This is a genomic window from Chryseobacterium sp. RU33C, from assembly GCF_900156015.1.
In the GTDB taxonomy this organism is placed as follows: domain Bacteria; phylum Bacteroidota; class Bacteroidia; order Flavobacteriales; family Weeksellaceae; genus Chryseobacterium; species Chryseobacterium candidae.
Genome location: NZ_FTMT01000003.1, coordinates 1 through 21,079, shown reverse-complemented (window position 1 = coordinate 21,079; position 21,079 = coordinate 1). Strand labels below are relative to the sequence as shown.

The window sequence follows — 21,079 nt, the reverse complement described above, 5'->3', positions numbered from 1 at the left end:
ATTATTTTATAGGTGGCATAAAACGGTCTATCCCTACTCCTTTGAAAAAACTATATCATCACAGAATGTTCTGCAATGATATAGCGACTTGTAGATAAAGATTAAATTTTACCAGCCTTCATTTTGTTTAATGATTCCGTGACTGTTTACAATTTCAACCTGTGGAACTGCCCAAACATTATGCACAGCCGGATTAAAGTTTCTTGCTGCCCAGACTACCTGTCCATTGATACCGTGAAGAGGCTTCGCATAAGCTGCCTGTGCATCTCCCCAACGTACAAGGTCTCTGTGTCTGTCTGCCCATTCACCTGCCAGTTCGCAACGTCTTTCATGTTTCAGATCTGCCAATGTACATCCGTTTTTAGCTGATAAACCTGCACGCATTCTGATCATATTGATTTCCTGATCTGCAGATTTTCCCTGCATCAATAAAGCTTCTGCTTTGATCAGGATCACCTCAGCGTAACGCATAATGGGAACAGCAAGATCTGTACACGGATAATCTCCGTTGGAACTTACATGACCGCTGTTCAGCTGATATTTGAAGGCATCCATATATTTATTAAACTGGTATCCGGTAAGGGAATTGGAAGAAGCGTATGTTCTTTCTTTTCCGTTAAAGGTAAATTTGTCTCCTATTTTAAGAATGGTAGTACTTCTTCTAAGGTCTCCTGCTTCATATTCATCAAATAACTCTTTCGTTGGCTGGAAATATCCCCATCCATTATATTCTCCCCATCCTTTGTTTTCAAGCATTACCCCCGGAAGAATACTTCCCCACGCTGTAAACTTCGGAGTTCCGGGGATTGACCAGATATATTCTGAGCTGTAGTTATTTTCAGCCTTGAAAACATCTGAAAAATTACTCAACAAAGCTCTGTTTCCTTTAGTCATTACTTCGTTGGCCCAGAATTCTGCATTCTTCCAGTCTTTCATAAACAAATATACTTTGGCCAACAATGCCCATGCTGCGGCCTTATGAGGTCTTCCATAGTCTTTTGCAGGAAGTTCTGCCTGAGTAGGTAATAATTCTGCTGCTCTTTTAAGGTCATTCACAATGTAAGTGTAGTTTTCCATTACGTTGGCAGCTCTTGGAATCGGGTTGGGATCCGGATCTTTTGAGCGGTCAATAATAGGGATTCCTGCTTTTTCGTTTCCGTAAGAATAAGCAAGCTCAAAATACATTCTGCTGCTCATGAAAAGGGCTTCTCCAAGATATTTATTCTTAATAGCCTGCGAAGTCTGAATATTATCAACGTTACGGATCACACGGTTGGCCACTCCGATCACGTTGTATCTTTTGTTCCACTGGGTTTCAAGATCACCTGCTGCGATGTAATTGCTGCTGAAGTTTTTGGCGTTATCCGCCTCACTTTTTGCTCTTCCGGTTACCATATCATCACTGGCATTGATAAACCAGAAAAGGCCTCTTCCATAAAATTCACCATCGAATAAAGGCTTGTACATGGCATTTGCTCCGGTAATAAGATCATTTTCTGTTTTCCAGAAACTGGCTTCTGTAGGGGTTCCTTCCGGCTGAACATCAAGTTCTCCTGTACATGAAAGAAGCATTACTGATATTCCTGATACTAACAATATTTTATTGAAAAATTTCATTTCTTTTACTTTTTGTTGGTTAAAAATTATAATCCGACCTCTATTCCAAAGATGAATGAGCGTGCCTGAGGATATCTTCCGGTATCAACTCCGTAAGAGTTCATTCCTACTTCAGGATCGAATCCTGTATATTTCGTTATGGTAAACAGGTTGTTGGAGGTCATATAAATTCTCACTTTGTTTACATCCAGCTTTCTGTACAATTCTTTTGGTAATGAATACCCGATGGTAAGGTTCTTCAGTCTTAAATAAGATCCGTCTTCCACATAGAAATCTGATACTTTGGAATAGTTTCCGCTTGGGTCGCCGTGTACCAGTCTTGGAATATCAGTATTGGTATTCTGAGGTGTCCATGCATTCAGGATATCTCTGTCCATATTATAGTTTTGTCCCGTTCCGCCCGGATTCAAAGAAATAAATTTCATCCCGTTGAATATTTTATTTCCGTAAACACCCTGGAAGAATAGATTCAGATCAAAGTTTTTCCAGGTCATGTTGTATGAAAAGCCATAGGAGAATTTAGGGTATGGACTTCCAAGATTGACAAAGTCATTATTATTAAGCACTCCGGTATTTCCTTCTTTTTTGAGGAATTTAATATCTCCCGGCTTGGCATTGGGCTGGATAAGATTTCCGTTGGCATCTTTATAATTGTTGATTTCTTCCTGACTCTGGAAAATTCCTCCTGTCTTATAACCATAGAAAGAATACAGAGGATCACCTACTTTTACGCGGGTTGGTTTCAATACGCCTCTTACTCCATTGTCATTGATAAAGATCTCATCTACATTGGCAAGCTGCTTCACCGTATTTTTAAGTTGACTCATCGTAGCTCCCACTGAGAAAGTAAAGTCATCGGAAACTATTTTGTTGTAATTGATCCCTAATTCGTATCCCTTATCCTGAAATAATCCTGCATTCACATACTGATTATTATACGTTGCCGTACTGGGTAAGCTTACATTGAAGATCTGATCTTTAGAATTCTTCACAAAATAATCGAACTGTAAAGAAAGACTGTTGTGAAGGAATGAAGCATCCACTCCAAAGTTGGTCTGCTCAGATTTTCCCCATTTCAGATCCGGGTTCGGACGTGTGGTAGCATAATACGCAATATTCTGAGAAGGATCCTGACCGAAAATAATATTATTGTCTCTGGTCATCAAAGGATTTACAGCCTGTGGTGAAATCCCTCCAAGGTTACCCAAAATACCATAACTTCCTCTTAATTTCAGACTGGAAAGCCAAGAAATATCCTGCATGAAATTTTCTTTCGAAACTACCCATGCACCGGAAACCGCATAGTAATTCGCAAATCTGTTTTGTTTTGCTACGAGTGAAGAACCATCACGTCTTCCCAATAAACTTACAATATACTTCCCCGCATAATCGTAGTTTACTCTCGCCAGATAAGAAACCAAAGACTGTTTGAATCTGTAACTGGAAACATCTTTATTGGTATCTGCAGCATTCTGAAGGTGTTGGAAAACCTCAGCTTCACTTCTGAAGTCATACGATTTTGCCACAAACCCATCATCAATTGTTTTCTGGAATGTAAAACCTCCAAGGAAATCAAAATTATGCTGTCCCGCTGAAATTTTATAAGTCAACAACTGCTCTGCAAGTGCTGTAGATGAATTATTGGACTGGTATTCTAAATTATTGGTATCAAAAATTTTCCCTACTTCCAAAACTCTGTAGGTAAAGTTTTTTACAGTACCCAATTTAAAAGTCTGTGAAAAATTGGAACGGAATTTTAAATTTTTTGCCACTGTAATTTCAGCATAAGGATTAATTAAAATCTCGTGGGTAGGATTTCTGATGCTGATCCTTTTAAGATAAGCTACCGGGTTAATCATATCTCCATATCCACCTGCCACATCAATTGGCAGTCCTGAAAAAGCACCGCTGGGTGTATATACCGGAACATTGGGCGGATAGTACATAGCCGCCACCAAAGCACCTGTATATCCACTTTTGGTATCAGCTGTATTGCCGTCTGAGTAATTATAATACATATTTTCTCCGATCGTCAGCCAGTCTTTTACTTTATGTTCAGAATTGACTCTGAAATTGTATCGTTTTGCCTGAGTATTGAGTAAGATCCCCTCAAGACTTCTGTGGTTCATACCCACAAAATATCTGGATTTTTCACTTCCTCCGCTCAGATTTACATTGTATTCCTGAATGGTTCCCGTTCTGAAAATTTCTTTCATCCAGTCTGTTCTGGTAATTCTTCCGTCCGGATATTGATTAGGATTAAAAGCCATCGGTAAGCTTCCCAATTTCCCTGCATTTTCGTAGGCTTTGTACATCACGTCCTGAAATTCTGCCGCATTCAGGGATTCTTTCAATCTCCAAGCCTGGTTTACTCCATATTTAACATCAAAATCTACGGTAAGGTTTCCTTTTTTGCCTTTCTTAGTGGTAATAAGAATAACCCCACCGGAAGATCTTGCTCCATAAATGGCTGCAGAAGCATCTTTCAGTACAGAAATATCCTGAATATCATTTGGATTGATAGATGGTGTTCCGTTGAAAACCACTCCATCCACCACATACAAAGGTGTTTCTCCATTGATTCCTCCCAGACCACGAATATTGACCTTAGGTGCTCCGTTGGGATCTCCACCTTCGTTCACTACAGTTACTCCGGGAGCTTTCCCCTGAAGAACTTCTCCTACTCCGGATAAAGATCTGGAGGTTAGCTTATCCAGCGAAGCCTCCGAAACGGCTCCGGAAACTTTACTTTTTTTCTGTGTTCCATAGCCGATAACAACAATCTCGTCGATGGATTTTTCTTTTAAGCTGTCTTTTTTCTGAGCGAGGAACACCGGTGAAGCCGATATTGCACCAATAAGTAATACCCTTCCCGTTAAATACGTTACGGATAAAGGGATTTTAAATACATTCATGATCTCCTTTTTGATTAGGTGCAAAATTAGATCAGTCTGCTTCCATGCCTCATTAAGGTTTTCTTATGTTTTTATTAAGAAATTTTATATTTTTTCAGGTACCATCTACCACAAAATAAAATTAAACGCCTGTTTTTCAGAAACATATGTAATTAAAAGTAATCATTCCTCAAATATTACATGCAGGATTGAGATTAAGTTTGTCTTAATTTTATTATCAAATCGGGACAATAGATCAAGAAATCATTAAAATTATTTCAGGAATAATAAATAACTGAGTTCATTTTTCTTTTTTTTACATTTGCTGAAAATAGATTTTACTTTTGAACACAGACCTTTAAAAATGTCTCATTGGTATCAGAAGAGAAATTAAAACATTAAAAATCATACAAATTCAATGACCATCATTATAACAGGAACCTCATCAGGAATCGGGTTTGCATTGGCCGAATATTTTGGTAAAAAAGGACATAAAGTATATGGACTAAGCCGAAAGCATACGGAAAGTCAGTATTTCAAATCTATCCCAACTGATGTGACAGACAATACTGCAGTTCAAAATGCTGTAGCTGAGGTTTTAAAAACAGAACCCAAAATTGATGTTCTGATCAACAATGCCGGAATGGGAATGGTAGGTGCAGTGGAAGATTCTACGAAAGAAGATATTCTGAAGCTTTTCAGCCTGAATCTTGCCGGGCCTGTACAGATGATGAGTGCCGTTCTTCCGAACATGCGCGAACATCAATTCGGAAAAATCATTAATATTTCCAGTATCGGAAGTGAAATGGGTTTGCCTTTCCGCGGATTTTATTCGGCTTCAAAATCTGCTCTGGATAAAGTAACAGAGGCAATGAGATATGAAGTATACCCATGGAATATTGATGTATGTTCTCTACACCTGGGAGATATTAAAACCAATATTGCAGACAACAGAGTGATTGCACAGGTTTCCCAGCCCTACAAAAATGTTTTTGACAAAGTATATGCGCTGATGAATTCTCACGTAAATGACGGAACAGAGCCTTTGGAAGTCGCAGAATACATTGAAAAACTTTTAGCAAAAAATAAATGGAAAGCGCATTATTATTTTGGTAAATTCGGGCAGAAAATCGGAGTTCCTTTGAAATGGATTCTTCCACAGGGAACTTATGAAAATTTGATGAAGAAGTATAATAAACTGGATAAAAATTAGTTGATTGATAAGGCGCATTGTCATTCTGAACACTGACGGAAAGTCTACGAACGTAGTTCAGAAATGCAGTGAAGAATCTTTTGTATTTTTATAGAGATTCCCCTTCATATTCAGAAGAATAAATTGAAATTACTTTTAAAAATATTTTTTGTACTGTTCTGCGTTTTTACACAAGCGCAGAAGAAGCAGTATTGGCTGATTGATACGGAAACCAAAGTCAGAAAAAAGGTAAAAGATTCCACTTCCGCAGTAAAGTTTCTGGATTCATTAGCCCAAAATAATTATTTCTTCACCCAACTGAAAGATGTTAAAGTAAAAGGCGACAGCACTGAAATTTTCTACGATAAAGGCAGGAATTTCAATGAAACATATGTCAACCTTACGGATTCTCTTGTTCAGAAATTAAAGATCCAGAAGGATTTTTTCACTAAAAATCTAGACTCCACCAAGAAGAGTATCAACAAAACTTATATTGATGAAGGCTATTCTTTCAGCAGAATCAAATCTAAATACAAAGGGCAGAAAAACGGCTATCCCATTGTAGAACTCGACATCAACAAAAATGATAAAAGAACAATCAACGGGTTTGTAGTAAAGGGATACGAAAAAGTTCCCAAAAGGTTCATCAAAAATATGGAAAAGGAGTTCAAAGGTAAAAACTATGATGACAAAAACCTTTTAGCCATCAACAAAACCTTTCAGAGCCATCCTTTTCTGATCCTCGAACGGCAGCCACAAACTTTATTCACAAAAGACTCCACCAGTATTTACCTCTTTCTGGAAAAGAAAAAGACCAATACATTTGATGGGGTGATTGGTTTTGGAAATGATAAAACCTCCAAGTTTACCTTAAACGGAACGATGAATGTCAATTTCAGGAATATGTTCAATGGTTTTGAAACCGTCAATTTATACTGGCAGAGAAACCCGGATAAAGGGCAGACTTTTGATCTTCGGGTAGATATTCCTTACCTGTTCAAATCAAACGTCGGAATGGATACAAAAGTAAATATCTACAGACAGGACTCAACGTTTGCCAACGTAAAATTCCTGCCTGCTTTTTATTACCATATCAATAACCGAAATAAAATAGGTCTTAGAGGAACTTTGGAAACTTCAACAATTATAGATGAACTCTACACCCAGGGAAAAGACTATAACAAAAAAGGAATAGGGGTATGGTTTGAAATGGTAGAACCTACTGACATTGACCTTTTCCTTTATAAAACAAGGATCAATGCCGGATATGACTTTTTGACAACCACTTACTCAAAAGATAATATCAAAGCCAACCAAAATCAGTTCTATTTTTTCGGAGAACACAATTATCATATTTCGGGAAACCACTTTCTGAACATCAAAGCGGAAGGTGCCATGATGGATTCTAAAATAGCATTCTCGGCCAATGAATTATACCGTTTCGGAGGCTGGAATTCCATGCGGGGATTTAATGAAAACTCTCTTGCTGCCGATTTCTTCTATTATGGAAGTCTGGAATACCGATACCTTATCGGGAATCAGGCCTTCTTTGACGTCTTTGGACAATATGGCCAGCTCAATAATAAATCTTTGAATGTAAAACCCAAACTCTATAGTGTGGGGCTTGGTTTTAATTTCTTCATTCCTATCGGATTGATGAGCTTTCAGCTGTCTAACGGAAATGAGTTTGGAAATCCTTTTAAGTTTAATGATATTAAAATCCACTGGGGAATTCTGAGTAGGTTTTAAAAATAGAAAGGAAGAGGGAAGCTGAAGGCTGGAAGTTATCGAAGTCACAGTTTTACTATCCTGTTGTTTTTATAGAAAAGTTTCTCTTCAAAAATCTATTACTGAGGGCTTCAAGAAGTTGGCAACACCAAAATAACTTCCATCTTCCCTCTCCCAGCATCCCTCCTTATATTAATATCTATAAAATAAAGCAAAAGTCTCTATACAAAGAATATTTCCCATTTTACTTATTTATTAATTTTTAATGTTAAAAAATATTAAATCGTATTCTTATTTTAATACATCATTAAAGAACAGGTAACAGTACTCTGCTAAATTTGCCTTCAAAAAAATGAAGAAAACTCTAGCCACTTTTGCCGTTTTTTTACTTCCCCTTTATTTTTCCGCTCAGGAAATTACTATCTCCGGAAATGTAAAATCTGAAAACGGTTCTAGTGTTTCCGGTGTGAACATCACCGACAAAAACACAGGAAAGACTGCTACTACAGATGAAAATGGTAATTTCACCATTTCTGCAAACCCAAAAGATATTCTTGAATTTTTTGCTCCTGATTTTTCTGTTTATACCGTTGAGGTTTCTTCCAAAAAACAGTATTCTGTTGTCTTAAAAAAGCAAAACGAAAAGCAGATTGAAGGCGTTGTTATTACCGCATTAGGTATTGCCAAGAAGAAAGAAAAGATTGGTTATGCCACTCAGGAAGTGGGAACGAAACAGTTTGAAACCATTACTACGCCAAGTATCGGGAATTTATTCTCAGGACAGGTTGCTGGTCTGAATGTTTCCAATCCTACAGGAATGCAGCAGGCTCCGCAGTTTACTTTGAGAGGAAATTCCAATCTCGTTTTTGTGATTGACGGTGTGATTGTTGAAAAAGAGGTTTTCCAGAATTTGGACCCTAACAATATTGAAAACATCAACGTGCTGAAAGGAGCTACCGCTTCTGCTCTCTATGGTTCAAGAGGTCGTTACGGAGCTGTTTTAATCACAACAAAAAATGCTAAGAAGAAAGGTTTTTCTGTAGAATTTTCTCAGAATACCATGATCACTGGTGGTTTTACCAATCTTCCGAAAACCCAGACTGAATACGGTAACGGATCACACGGAAAATATGAATTCTGGGACGGAGCTGATGGCGGGGTGAATGACGGAGATATGATCTGGGGACCAAAATTCGTTCCCGGCTTACAGATTGCCCAATGGAACAGTCCAATTAGAGATAAAGTAACAGGACAGGTTGTTCCGTGGTATGGAGCTGTGACAGGAACTCAGTATGATGACAAATCAAGGTATGAAAGAGTTCCGATCGACTGGAAATACCATGATAACTTAAATACATTCTTAAAGCCCGCTGTCATCAACAATAATAATTTTGCGATCAGCTATAGAAATAACAAAGACGTATACAGATTCTCCGGAAATTTCATGAATTATGATGACAGAGTTCCGAACTCTTATCTTCAGAAATACGGAATCAACTTTTCTTCTGAAAATCATCTTGGTGAGAAATTAATCTTTGACACAAAATTCAACTTCAACCAGGCCTTTACTCCTAATATCCCGAACTACGATTATAATCCAAGCGGACACATGTACACTATTCTGATCTGGATGGGAGGAGATGTAGACGGAAAAGCATTGAAAAATCATATGTGGATTCCCGGAAAGGAAGGAAGAGCACAGGCCAACTGGAACTATGCATGGTACAACAACCCATGGTTCGGAGCTGAGTATTACAAGAATCAGAACCGGACCGATATTATCAATGCACAGACAGGCTTAGAGTATAAAGCAACACAGGATCTATCGGTAAAAGGGAAAATATCTTTAGTGGAAAACCACAGCAAAACAGAAATATTGAGTCCTTATTCTTACTTCAATTATAGTGCACCGAGAAGCGGAGGTTATATTTTGAAAGATAATAAAACATGGAACCTTAACTACGATGTCCTGGCGACTTACAAGAAAAAAATATCTGAAAACTTTGATTTCACCATCAACGCCGGAGGTTCAGCTTTTTACTATAAAAACAACAAAAATGAAAGATCTACGGACGGATTGAAAATTCCTGAAGTGTACACTTTTGAAAACTCTATCGGAGCGCTTAAAAATTATATGTATTTGAAGGAAAAGTTAATTTACAGTGCTTATTCAACCATTGATATCGGATTATACAATGCTTTCTTCATCAATATTTCCGGACGTAACGACTGGTCTTCTACACTGCCTAAGGCCAACAGATCTTACTTCTACCCTTCTGCTTCCATCAGTGCCGTTATTTCAAACCTGGTAAAATTACCGGAGTCTGTCAATATGCTGAAACTTTCCGCATCATGGGCCAAAGTAGCGTATGACTTCCAGCCCTATTCCATCAGAAATTATTACCTGAACAATGGGGGAATCACATTCAATGGAAATCCTACTTATTATTTTCCAACAACGCTGAATGTTGAAAATATGCTGAAACCTGAGCAGACAAAATCTTATGAATTAGGATTAAGTGCCGGTTTCCTTAATAACAGAATTACTTTCGATGCCACGTATTTCAGAACATTAGATTATAATAATATCCTTCAGTTCCCGGCTGCTGAATCATCAGGTTTCACCTCACAATATGTAAACGGAAATGAATATACTACGAAAGGATTTGAAGTTTCCCTTGGTTTAGTTCCGGTAAAAACTGCTGATTTCAGTTGGAAAACATTGATCAACTGGAGTACTTATGAGCAAAAGCTGACTTCCATTTATGATAATATGCCGAACTACAACAACATTAAGTTGGGAGAAAGAATGGACAGCTATTATGACTATACATGGCAAAAGTCTCCGGATGGAAAAGTTATTCTTGATGCTAATACAGGAATGCCGACAAGAGCTAATACCCCAAGTAACCTGGGACACTTCAACCCTGACTGGACTTTCGGTTTCAACAACACCTTTAAATATAAAAAGTTTACTTTAAACATCGGAATTGACGGAAGCATCGGTGGGGTGATGAGGTCTCAGGTAGTGGAAAAAATGTGGTGGGGAGGAAAACATCCTAATTCTGTAGCGTACAGGGATCTTGAGTATGCTAATCCGGGAACCTATTATTTTGTACCGGATGGAGTTAACTACAATCCCGCAACCGGGCTTTATACACCACACACAAAAGCAATCAGCTATCAGGACTGGGCACAAAATTATCCCTACCGTGCAAGAGTAACGCAGGATGAGAGTGAAGAATTTGCCAACGTTTTCGACAGAACCTTCGTTAAGTTGAGATCTGTTGTTCTGGAATATGATTTCTCGTCATTACTGAATCCGAAAGGAATGGTAAAAGGCTTTACTGCCAATATTTCTGCCTATAATTTAGCCCTGTGGAAAAAATCAAAGAATCTTTACTCCGATCCTGATTTCCAGATCAAGACAGGAAGAGAAGGTGATGTAAGCAATGATATTCAGGATCCTTCCAGCAGATGGTTTGGAATAGGTTTTAATCTTAAGTTTTAACTAAAAAGTACGTCTAGACAATGAAAAATACTATAAACAAAGTGAAAAGGCAAAAAGGTAAAACAGCATTATGGATGATGAAATCTATATTTGCAGCCGGGCTTCTGACGTTAGCATCATGTGAATCCAACCTTGATACAATTAATGAAAACCCGAATGACCAGGCCAGTATTGATCCCAAAAATCTTCTGACCTATGTTTCACAATACACCTTCAAAGTGGATGGAGATAATATGTACGCTTCAAGAATGATGATTGGTACTGATGGCGAAAATTCTTATCAGTATATGAAATGGAATGATTTATCCTTTGAAGTTTACACAAAAGGACTTCTGAATACAGGGAAAATGATGCAGGAAGCAGAGAAAAGAGGAAACAAAAATTATCTGGCTATCGGAAAATTTCTGAGAGCCTATCATTTCTTCAACATCAGTTTGAAAGTTGGAAGCGCTCCGTATTCTGAAGCGGCAAAGGGTGAATCCGGGATTACACAACCGAAATATGATACTCAGGAAGCGATCATGGCCGGGATTTTATCAGAACTCAAAGAAGCCAATGATCTTATTAATACCAGCGATAAAATTGAAGGAGATATTGTCTACAAAGGAGATGCTTTAAAGTGGAAAAAACTGATCAATTCATTCCGCCTGAAAATACTGATCACTTTATCTAAGAAAACTACAGTAGGAAGTTATAATATTGCTGCAGAATTTGCTTCAATTGCAGGAAGCCAGTCTATAATGACCTCCATTGCAGATAATGGTGAACTTAAGTTTGCTGATGCTGCTGACAGCAGATACACCATGTTTAATAATAGCGGATATGGTTCGGGTTTGTACATGGCAGATTATTTCATTAATATGTTTAAAGACAGACATGATCCGCGTTTGTTTACATTTGCGGCACAAACTACCGGAGCAAAAGAAGCCGGAAAAGCGATCACAGATTATACAGCTTATAACGGAGGAAATCCTACGTCACCTTATTCTGATAATGCTGCTTTGATCACAGCAAAAAATATCTCTAAAGTAAACGACCGTTTTTATAAAGATCCTACCAATGAGCCTGCTTCTGTATTGAGTTATTCAGAACTTGAGTTTATTCTGGCCGAAGCTGCGGCAAGAGGCTGGATTTCCGGATCTGCAAAAACACATTATGACAACGCAATCAAAGCGAGTTTCAGTTTTTATCAGACCTATGTAAAAAATCCGGGACAGTATTTCTCAGGCTTTGATGTGAATCAATATCTGGCAACTCCTTTAGTGGTTTATAATAATGCTGATCCACTACAAACACAGCTGGAGAAGATCATGACCCAAAAATACATGACCATGTTCCATCAGGCACAGTGGACTTCATATTATGACTATTTAAGAACAGGTTATCCTAACTATCCTTTAAAAGCAGGTGTTGCAGCACCTTTCAGATTCAGATATCCGCAGTCTGAGTATAATTACAACAGCAACAATTTAAAGGCCGCATTAGCCGCTCAGTATGGAGGAAATGATAATATCAATTCCAAACCCTGGTGGCTGCAATAAAAACATGATTATTTTTATATAAAACAAAGAAATCGCAGGAAAATCCTATTAATTTGCGGTTTCTTTCTTATTACGATTGAACATGAACAGAAGAGAATTTTTAGAGAAATCAAGTCTTTTATTAGCTGGATTAGGAACTTCAAATGTTCTGCATCCTTCTATTTTAAAAGCTTTAGCCATTGATCCTGCTGCGCAGTCTACGTTTTATGATGCAGAACATGTTGTCATCCTGATGCAGGAGAACCGTTCATTTGATCACGCTTTCGGGGCCCTTAAAGGAGTAAGAGGCTTTTTGGATAAAAGAGCTTTTGTAAAACAGGATGGACATTCTGTTTTCTTTCAAAAAAATGACGAAGGAAAATATGCTTCTCCTGCCCGACTGGATTTAAGAAATACAAAATCTACCTGGATGAGCTCACTTCCACATTCATGGGCTGATCAGCAAAAAGCATTGAACAAAGGAAAATTTGACCAATGGCTTCAGGCGAAAGCCTCAGGAAATAAAGATTACAAGAATATTCCGCTTACCTTAGGATATTACAACCGTGAAGACCTTCCGTTTTATTATCAGCTGGCAGATGCATTTACCATATTCGATCAGTATTTCTGCTCTTCACTTACCGGAACTACTCCCAACAGGCTGTTTCTTTGGTCCGGAACATTGAGAGAACAGCAGAATGGAAAGGTAAAAGCCAATGTTATCAATGAAAATATTGATTATGATAAAGCGAGGCAGGCAAAATGGAAAAGTTTCCCGGAAATATTAGAGCAGCAAAATGTTTCGTGGAGAATTTATCAGAATGAAATCAGTCTTCCAAAGGGAATGTCCGGAGAGCAGGAAGCCTGGCTGAGTAATTTTACAGATAACCCGATTGAGTGGTTTTCAAAATTCAACGTTAAGTTTTCAAAAGGATACCATCAGAATATTCCTAATATCATCACCTATCTGAAAGGGGAAATTGAAAAAAATCCTGGTCAGAAACAAAGGCTGGAGGCTATGCTGGCGGAAGTACAGGAAGATCAGGTGAAATACCATCCTGATAATTATTCCAGGCTTTCAAAGGAAGAAAAAAACCTTCACGAAAAAGCATTTACAACCAATTCCAACGATCCGGATTACTGGAAACTGGAAATCGGAAAGGATGAAAACGGTGAAAGACTGGTTGTTCCTGAAGGAGATGTACTTTTTCAGTTCCGAAAAGATGTGGAAGAGAAAAAGCTTCCATTGGTTTCCTGGCTTGTGGCTCCTGAACATTTCTCAGATCATCCAGGATCGCCTTGGTACGGAGCCTGGTATATTTCTGAGGTTTTAAATATTCTTACCAAAGATCCTGAAATATGGAAAAAAACCATATTCATCATCAATTACGATGAAAACGATGGATATTTTGATCATGTGCTGCCTTTCGCACCACCGGTGAATCCAAGCCAGCCTGTTGACATGAATGGAAAAGAAGGAGTGGAATATGTAGATCAATCTCAGGAATACATGAGTAATCCTTCTTTAAAAAATTATGAAAAAATTGAAGGTACTGTAGGATTAGGCTATAGAGTTCCTATGATCATCGCTTCGCCATGGACCAAAGGAGGCTTTGTCAATTCCGAAGTATCGGATCATACTTCTGTCCTGCAGTTTTTGGAGAAATTCATTATGAAGAAATTCAAAAAGAATGTACATGTTGATAATATCAGTGACTGGAGAAGAGCTGTATGCGGTGATCTTACCTCTGCTTTCAACTCTTCCAGTATAAAAGTTCCGCAGATGGATTATCTGGATCAGAAGGATTACGCTAAAACCATCAATGCAGCTAAAAATAAACCAGTTCCTGATCTGAAATGGTATTCTGAAGATCAACTTAATGATAGTTTGCTTGACATTCAGGAAAGAGGACTGAAGCCATCCAACCCGCTGCCTTATCATTTCCATGTCAATTTGGAAGGTGATCATATAAAAATGACTAATCTGAAAGAAAATGGAGTCCCTTTGCTTGTTTATGACAGGACTCAGTTTAACAGTAATAATTATCATTTTTCATATGCCTTATATTCCAGACAAAATTTATCCCATGCTGTGCATTCCGGAGCCTATGACTATGAAATTTTCGGTCCCAATGGCTTTTTCAGGAAATTTCAGGGAAGTATTTCTCCGGAAATAGAGATAATTTTAGAAAATATAACAGCAAAAAACCAGGTTGAGCTGACTGTAAGAAGTAACAAAAAGAAAAATTTCTCCATCAGCCTGGAAGATTTGTACACAAAAAATAAAAAAACAATTCCTGTAGAAAAATCAGAAGAAAAAATAATTATCGATCTTGATAAATTTAAAGGGTGGTATGATTTGAAAATCTCGTCAAACGAGCATCTGTGGCACTTTGCCGGACGTATTGAGACCGGAAAAGCTTCTGTTTCTGATCCACATTGGGCGTAAAAAATTCTTTTAATATTGATAAAAACTTGTACAAATTTGTATAGGTTTTTTTTTGACTTATTCTGTTAAAGAATATTTCAACTAAAACACATTACGCAATGTAAATACTTATTAATATAAAAATTATTATATATTTTATTCAATGTATTCCGAATTTCGTTATATTCACTCTACTAATTATCACCATCATGAAAAAATTAAATTTGACTATTGCAGCGTCTTTATTTGCGTTTGCTCTATCCGGGAATCTGAGCGCACAGGACATCAATACAGACAACCATACGGTTACCATTTCTATTCCCGAAGTTGCATTGGTAGATATTGAACCGGCAGCAACAAAAAACATTACCCTTGGATTTACAGCTCCTACTGAAGCAGGAAGTCCTATTATTCCGGATGCAGCCAACACTACTTTATGGCTTAACTATTCTTCTATTAAATCTGTTGCAGACCCTACACGTAATGTAAGTGTAAAAATGAATGCCATTATTCCTGGAGTAGATCTTAACGTAACTGCTGCTGCTGCTACCGGATCCGGAGCAGGAACACTGGGAACATCTGCAGGCCTTCTGACATTAAGTGCAGCCGACCAGACTATTATTTCCGGAATCGGAAGTGCTTATACCGGTAACGGAGCCAATAACGGACACAATCTTACCTACGCTCTTGCTGCAGGAAGTGGTCCTGGAGGAGTAGCAGCTTATGCCGATTTACAAGCTACAGCTACGGTTGCTGCCACCGTTACCTATACGATATCAGACAATTAGAATTTAACTAAAATTCAATTTTGCCTTTCAAAAACAAGAAGAAGCTGTTATTCAGTTTCTTCCTGGCTTTGTATTATTAATGATTTAACTTCAAACTTTACATCATGATAAAGCGTATCCTTATTTTGATCACCCTGATTTTGCAGTTCAGCCTTTTACATGCCGGTATTGTGATTCTCAACGGGCTTACGCATTCTTACAAAATAGAAAACGGAAAGGTGTATAAAGGAAAAGTTGCTATTGAAAACACAGGCAGCATCCCTCAAAGTGTAAAAATATTTTTACAGGATTATACCTACCATGCAGACGGAACCATCAATTATACAGCATTACGTACCAATAAACGCAGTAATGGAGAATGGCTAAAGCTCAATACCAATCTTGTTACTCTTAAAGGTAAGGAAAAGACTGAGATATTTTATGAAATAACAGTTCCCAATAAGGCAATTGATCCGGGAAGCTATTGGAGTGTGATCATTGTAGAACCGGTAGAAGAGATAAAACCCAGCGACAATAAACCGGGAGTGAGCATCACTTCTGTTATACGATATGCCATTCAGGTCATTACAGATGTTGAAGCAGAAAAGGGCCAACCGGACCTTAAGTTTGAAAATGTAAAAGTGGAAAAACAGGAGGGAAAGCAGACAGCAAAGATAGCAATAGCCAATCATGGTAATCTTTACTGTAAACCGACAGCTTCTATTGAAATCTATAACCGGAAAACGGGTGAAAAGATGGGAACTTATTCAAGTTTAACGATGGGACTTTTGCCAGATACCTCCAAGACATTTTACATTGATATCAGTAGATTACCCCCTGACAAATACAAAGCAACTATCATAGCAACGGATGAAGAAGAGAATGCTTTTGCACTCAATGTGGAATTAGAAGTAAAAAATGATTAAAACTTGGACTTTATTTATTATCATATCAATATTCCCGGTATTTATTTTTTCCCAAGAGCAATCCGACAGATTGGTCAGTAAAAAAGATAGTTTAATGCCGGGAATGTCTACTTCTATTCCCTTCACCTTAGAAAATAATTCGACGGAAACCAAAATATATGATATTTCAGTTGTCACTTCAAGTTCTTCAATAAATCCTATTTTAGCAAAGGGAGAATTTCAGATTCCGCCTTATGAAACATCGGTATATTTAGTTCCTTTACGGATCGGTACTGAAACAGGACAGGGTATTTATTCTGTCACCCTGAACATTACAGACCGTAATAATGGAACAGCTTTTACACAAAGTTCAAAAATTGTAGTTTCCGGAAGCAGAAAGCTTATGGTTACGGTTTTAAATATACCTGAATTTGTAAGAGCTGGAGAAACGGTCCGTGCAGCTTTTCTTTTAAAAAACAATGGTAATATAACGGAAAGTATCGTTATTGAAAGTAAAAATGCTGTTATTGACAATGAATCATCTCTTGTTCTTGCACCCAATGAATCCAAAATCATTACGATTCACAAAGTAACAAGTTCTGAACTTGCTCAGAATGAATTTCAGAACCTAAATCTTTCGGTACATCCGAGGAATAATCCCAAAGAAACTCAGGATGTCTATGCAACCACTCAGGTGATATCAGTAAAACCCTCTGAAAACGATATTTATCACAGACTGCCTGTTGCTTTCTCTTTATCTTTCATTGGAATGCAGAATATGGGCGTTTATAATGATGGTTTTCAAGGTGAAATTTACGGAAAAGGAACACTTGATAAAGACAATAAGAATCAGATTGAATTTAGGGCTGTCACTCACAATCCGGTAGAGCTTAATACATTCACCCAATATGAGGAATATTTTGTGAATTATAAACGGGATAAGTTTTTTCTTCATCTTGGCGATAAAACCTACTCTTCTTCTTATCTTACAGAATTTGCAAGATACGGCCGCGGGGCAGAAATCCGATATGATTTTAATAAAGTAAGCTTCGGCGGCTTCTATAATCATCCCAGATTCTTCCGAGATATTAAAGATGAATTTAATATTTTTTCAGCGTTTAAAATCCGAAAAGAATCTGAAGTATCTGTAGGATATCTTTACAAAACTCCGAGGAAAGAAGAAATCCGATCTGGAGATGTAAAACTTGACTCAGATGCTCATCTGCCTTATGCTAAAGGGAAATTTAAAGTTTCAAAAAATATTAATCTTTCCGGGGAACTGGCATACAGTACAACACAAAAAACAAATGGAACAGCTTATTTATTACAGGCAGAAGCCATTTTAAAAAAATTGAACGGAAGTCTGATGTACATGAGAGCCAGTCCTGATTTTGCAGGATATTTTACCAATACAAATACCTTTAACGGTAATATTTATTACAATATCACCAAAAAGATCAGCATATTTGCCAATTACATGCAGGATGCCAAAAACTTCCAAAGAGATACCCTGTTACTGGCAGCCCCCTACAGAAAGTATTTTCAATATGGAGTACAGTACAAATACCTGCCTAGTGGCTTCATTATTCTTAATAACGGGTATCAAACCTATAAAGATCGTTTAGAACCTAAACAGTTTGATTATTATGAACGTTATTTCAAAGTGAGTATTAATCAACAGATAGGAGTATTTCAGATAAATGTAGATGGACAATTCGGGAAAACAGATAATTATCTGACTGGATTTAGTGGAAATTCGAGTTTCTATTCTGCCAACCTTTCATTTCAAAAATTCAAAACATCTTTTAACATCTTCGGAAGTTATGCTATAAGCTCAAGATATCAGCTTCAGAATCAGAAAAGCCTTTACTACGGAGCAAGAATTTATAGTCAGCTTTCCGATAAAACCAGCTTAAGCATTTTTTATCAGAACAATTATATGCCTGAGGAATATTTCAAAGACAGAAATCTGTTTGAACTTCTTTTTCATCAGCAATTATTTCCTGGAAACGAACTTGACCTTTCCGGAAGATATTCATTGCAAAGAGGAGAAATTGGAGATAAAGATTTCATATTCTCTATGCACTATACATGGCGGCCTAACATACCTGTACAGAAAATTGCCGATTATATTTCACTCTCTGGAAATGTAAGCAACTTAGGTATAAAAAAAACTGAGGGAATAAGATTAATACTTGGAAGTTACCTATCCGTTACCGATAAGGATGGAAATTATATGTTTAAAAATGTTATCCCGGGTAATTATTTTCTTGAAATAGACCGTTCCACCACAGAAATCAATGATATTCCAACCCAAACTTTTCCAGCCTCCCTTTCATTGATGAATAAAGAGCATACTTTTAATTTCGGATTAACAACCGCAGCAAATGTTCAGGGCCAGGTTAATTTCCTGGAAACCGGAGAAAAAGACCAGCCAGATTCCGGGCAACAATTATCTTTAAAAGGAAAGAAGAAAAGGGAAAGTATCATTGTAGAAGCTAGCAGCCATGATCAGACTTTTCGTAAGGTATGCTACATCGGAGAAGATTTTGATTTCACTTATCTACGTCCGGGAGACTGGATTGTAAAAGTTTATCGTAATGGGTTGGATAAACGCTATAAAATCTCAACAGACCAATTTCTGTTTACTTTACAACCATCAGAAACAAAAAAATTAAGCATCAATATTGTTAAACAACAGATAGAGATCAAATATCAAAAGGAATCCTTGAAAGTAGGATATAATGAAATAAAAAAGAAGAAATGATTCTGATCCGTTCCATATTATTAATTGTATTTTGTACTGTATACAGTTCAACCTATTCCCAGACTGCAAGTACTACCGTTACTTTGACTTTACCCAAAGTAACTTTAATGGATATTGAACCTACAGGAAGCATAACTTTAAATTTTACACGCCCTACCGAGGCCGGAAATGCTCTGGTAGCTCCAGCACCCAATACGTCAAAGTGGATCAACTATACATCTGCTATCGCTTCCGGAGGACTTACCAGAAGAATTACAGCATCAGTAAATACAGTTATTCCAGGTGTTAATATAAGAATTCAGGCAGCTGCAGCTTCCGGAGCCGGAGGTGGAACATTGGGAACATCTGCAGGGCAGGTTATCCTTACAACCACTCCAACTACGATTATTAGTGGTATTGGAGGAGCATATACAGGAAATGGAGCGAATAACGGCCATGCCCTCACCATTTCACTTGCCACTAGTACTTATGGCAATTTACAGGCACAGACCAATACAGCTATTGTCATCACCTACACCATTACAGAATAAAATTAAAAAATGAAAATTAAAAGTCCTTTTCTCAAAGAACAGTTCTTAAAAAGATATCTATACATTATTGCTTTAATAATGGGAAGTTACCTTGAGGGGCAAACCATAAATATTACAGGATCTAACTGGAATGCAAGTGCACCTACCATCACTGAAGCGGGAACCAACTATACCGGAACTTACGATAATCCTGGCTTACTCACATTGTCGGGTCATTTACCAGGATCTTTCCTGAATCTTCTTGGTAGCTCTGGTGCCAAAATCAGTATGCAATATCTTCCTACCAACTGGAACAGCTCTCTGAAACTTTATGCAAAAAGAAGTGGTGGATCAGCAACTATCAACGGGCTTTGTTTGCTTTGTTCCGTTACATTTTCTGGAGGAACGGCGAATTATATAGAAATACCTCAGTCCAGTGCAGTAACACTTTCTACAATTACATTTGGTGGAGTATTAGGCGTTAACAACAGTGTAGACTACTCAGCTATAAATGTACAATTACAAATAGGTGGTGTATCTGTAACAATTCCTGCGGCAACATATAGCGCACAAATAGTTTTTACAATCGCAGCAAACTAAGTGTCTTTTGTAAATTCAAAATCAAAATGCCATAAATGGAACCACTTCTTTACAGAGGTGGTTTTTTATTTCTTTTGGCTTAAAATAAAGTAGATTTGAGCTACGCGGACATATTTATCAGGAAATTGTACTTCTTATTTGTGATAATCGATTTATGAGATTTAAAAAAGGAAAGAATATTATTCTCCCAATAGATAAACATTCTTTTCCAATTATTTCTTTTCCAATGGCGTCTTTCTTTTTCACTTGCGCCGTTTCTTTCTACTGTTTCATTCCGCAGGAATCCAGCCAACTTTATTAGAGTCTTAAGAGATCAAAGGTTAAAAAAACAAAAGTAATACTGAGTTATTTGATAATACTATGTTGAGACTTCTGTGGAGTGACAACTGGAGTGTATACTGTCCATCATAAGGATGAGTGATTAATGATAGTTGATAATGGATAAGTGATAAGTGATAAGTGATCGTTGATGATTGATGGTTCATGAATAATCGATGTATTGTTTATCAATTATTACTCATTGCTCATTATGTATGAGTTTAGGTATTCCCTGCTTGGGTATAAAGCAAAAAAAAATCCTTTATCAATAAGATAAAGGATTTTTAAAAATAAAATAAAAACTGGCGGCGGCCTACTCTCCC

General features: G+C 37.4%; 12 protein-coding genes. 10 read left to right on the top strand and 2 right to left on the bottom strand.

Features of this window, described 5'->3' with window-relative positions; translation table 11 throughout:
* Positions 1-108 precede the first annotated feature (108 nt).
* Together BW946_RS03455 and BW946_RS03450 are read right to left on the bottom strand one after the other, a co-directional pair.
* Complete coding sequence (locus BW946_RS03455) at positions 109-1,617, bottom strand: RagB/SusD family nutrient uptake outer membrane protein (protein WP_076594852.1); 1,509 nt, start codon at positions 1,615-1,617, stop codon at positions 109-111.
* Positions 1,618-1,643: 26 nt separating this feature from the next.
* A complete protein-coding gene (locus BW946_RS03450; RefSeq protein WP_076594851.1) occupies positions 1,644-4,532 on the bottom strand; it encodes a SusC/RagA family TonB-linked outer membrane protein in 2,889 nt (962 codons plus the stop codon).
* Positions 4,533-4,929: 397 nt separating this feature from the next.
* Between BW946_RS03450 and BW946_RS03445 the strand changes: the two genes are divergently transcribed.
* The 10 genes from BW946_RS03445 to BW946_RS03400 all read left to right on the top strand — a co-directional run bounded on the left by BW946_RS03445 (position 4,930) and on the right by BW946_RS03400 (position 20,438).
* Positions 4,930-5,724 carry an SDR family oxidoreductase gene (locus BW946_RS03445; protein WP_076594850.1) on the top strand — a complete coding sequence of 265 codons (795 nt, stop codon included), beginning with the start codon at positions 4,930-4,932 and terminating at the stop codon, positions 5,722-5,724.
* A 123-nt stretch (positions 5,725-5,847) separates the two neighbouring features.
* Positions 5,848-7,452: an autotransporter assembly complex protein TamA gene (locus BW946_RS03440; RefSeq protein ID WP_076594849.1), complete on the top strand. Its 1,605-nt coding sequence runs from the start codon at positions 5,848-5,850 to the stop codon at positions 7,450-7,452.
* A 331-nt stretch (positions 7,453-7,783) separates the two neighbouring features.
* A complete protein-coding gene (locus BW946_RS03435; RefSeq protein WP_076594848.1) occupies positions 7,784-10,942 on the top strand; it encodes a SusC/RagA family TonB-linked outer membrane protein in 3,159 nt (1,052 codons plus the stop codon).
* Between the two features lie 20 nt (positions 10,943-10,962).
* Positions 10,963-12,483 (top strand): SusD/RagB family nutrient-binding outer membrane lipoprotein, encoded by a 1,521-nt coding sequence (locus BW946_RS03430; RefSeq protein WP_228402448.1) that lies wholly within the window; start codon positions 10,963-10,965, stop codon positions 12,481-12,483.
* 82 nt (positions 12,484-12,565) lie between these two features.
* Positions 12,566-14,911 (top strand): phosphocholine-specific phospholipase C, encoded by a 2,346-nt coding sequence (locus BW946_RS03425; RefSeq protein WP_076594847.1) that lies wholly within the window; start codon positions 12,566-12,568, stop codon positions 14,909-14,911.
* 188 nt (positions 14,912-15,099) lie between these two features.
* Positions 15,100-15,678, top strand: a complete 579-nt coding sequence (locus BW946_RS03420; RefSeq protein WP_076594846.1) for a hypothetical protein — start codon at positions 15,100-15,102, stop codon at positions 15,676-15,678.
* A gap of 104 nt (positions 15,679-15,782) precedes the next feature.
* The gene (locus tag BW946_RS03415) at positions 15,783-16,583 is read left to right on the top strand and encodes a WxL protein host-binding domain-containing protein (protein WP_076594845.1); all 801 of its coding nucleotides are present in this window, start codon (positions 15,783-15,785) and stop codon (positions 16,581-16,583) included.
* Positions 16,576-19,329: a COG1470 family protein gene (locus BW946_RS03410; RefSeq protein ID WP_076594844.1), complete on the top strand. Its 2,754-nt coding sequence runs from the start codon at positions 16,576-16,578 to the stop codon at positions 19,327-19,329. Before BW946_RS03415 ends, BW946_RS03410 begins: the two co-directional genes overlap by 8 nt.
* Positions 19,326-19,859 (top strand): hypothetical protein, encoded by a 534-nt coding sequence (locus BW946_RS03405; protein WP_076594843.1) that lies wholly within the window; start codon positions 19,326-19,328, stop codon positions 19,857-19,859. The genes BW946_RS03410 and BW946_RS03405 overlap by 4 nt, the downstream gene beginning before the upstream one ends.
* Positions 19,860-19,868: 9 nt before the next feature.
* The gene (locus tag BW946_RS03400; RefSeq protein WP_076594842.1) at positions 19,869-20,438 is read left to right on the top strand and encodes a hypothetical protein; all 570 of its coding nucleotides are present in this window, start codon (positions 19,869-19,871) and stop codon (positions 20,436-20,438) included.
* The last annotated feature ends 641 nt before the right edge of the window (positions 20,439-21,079 follow it).

Excerpts from the sequence above, each read along its gene's own strand:
- BW946_RS03455 (WP_076594852.1), bottom strand. The coding sequence starts at position 1,617 with ATGAAATTTTTCAATAAAATATTGTTAGTATCAGGAATATCAGTAATG.
- BW946_RS03450 (WP_076594851.1), bottom strand. The coding sequence starts at position 4,532 with ATGAATGTATTTAAAATCCCTTTATCCGTAACGTATTTAACGGGAAGG.
- BW946_RS03445 (WP_076594850.1), top strand. The coding sequence starts at position 4,930 with ATGACCATCATTATAACAGGAACCTCATCAGGAATCGGGTTTGCATTG.
- BW946_RS03435 (WP_076594848.1), top strand. The coding sequence starts at position 7,784 with ATGAAGAAAACTCTAGCCACTTTTGCCGTTTTTTTACTTCCCCTTTAT.
- BW946_RS03430 (WP_228402448.1), top strand. The coding sequence starts at position 10,963 with ATGAAAAATACTATAAACAAAGTGAAAAGGCAAAAAGGTAAAACAGCA.
- BW946_RS03425 (WP_076594847.1), top strand. The coding sequence starts at position 12,566 with ATGAACAGAAGAGAATTTTTAGAGAAATCAAGTCTTTTATTAGCTGGA.
- BW946_RS03420 (WP_076594846.1), top strand. The coding sequence starts at position 15,100 with ATGAAAAAATTAAATTTGACTATTGCAGCGTCTTTATTTGCGTTTGCT.
- BW946_RS03415 (WP_076594845.1), top strand. The coding sequence starts at position 15,783 with ATGATAAAGCGTATCCTTATTTTGATCACCCTGATTTTGCAGTTCAGC.
- BW946_RS03410 (WP_076594844.1), top strand. The coding sequence starts at position 16,576 with ATGATTAAAACTTGGACTTTATTTATTATCATATCAATATTCCCGGTA.
- BW946_RS03405 (WP_076594843.1), top strand. The coding sequence starts at position 19,326 with ATGATTCTGATCCGTTCCATATTATTAATTGTATTTTGTACTGTATAC.
- BW946_RS03400 (WP_076594842.1), top strand. The coding sequence starts at position 19,869 with ATGAAAATTAAAAGTCCTTTTCTCAAAGAACAGTTCTTAAAAAGATAT.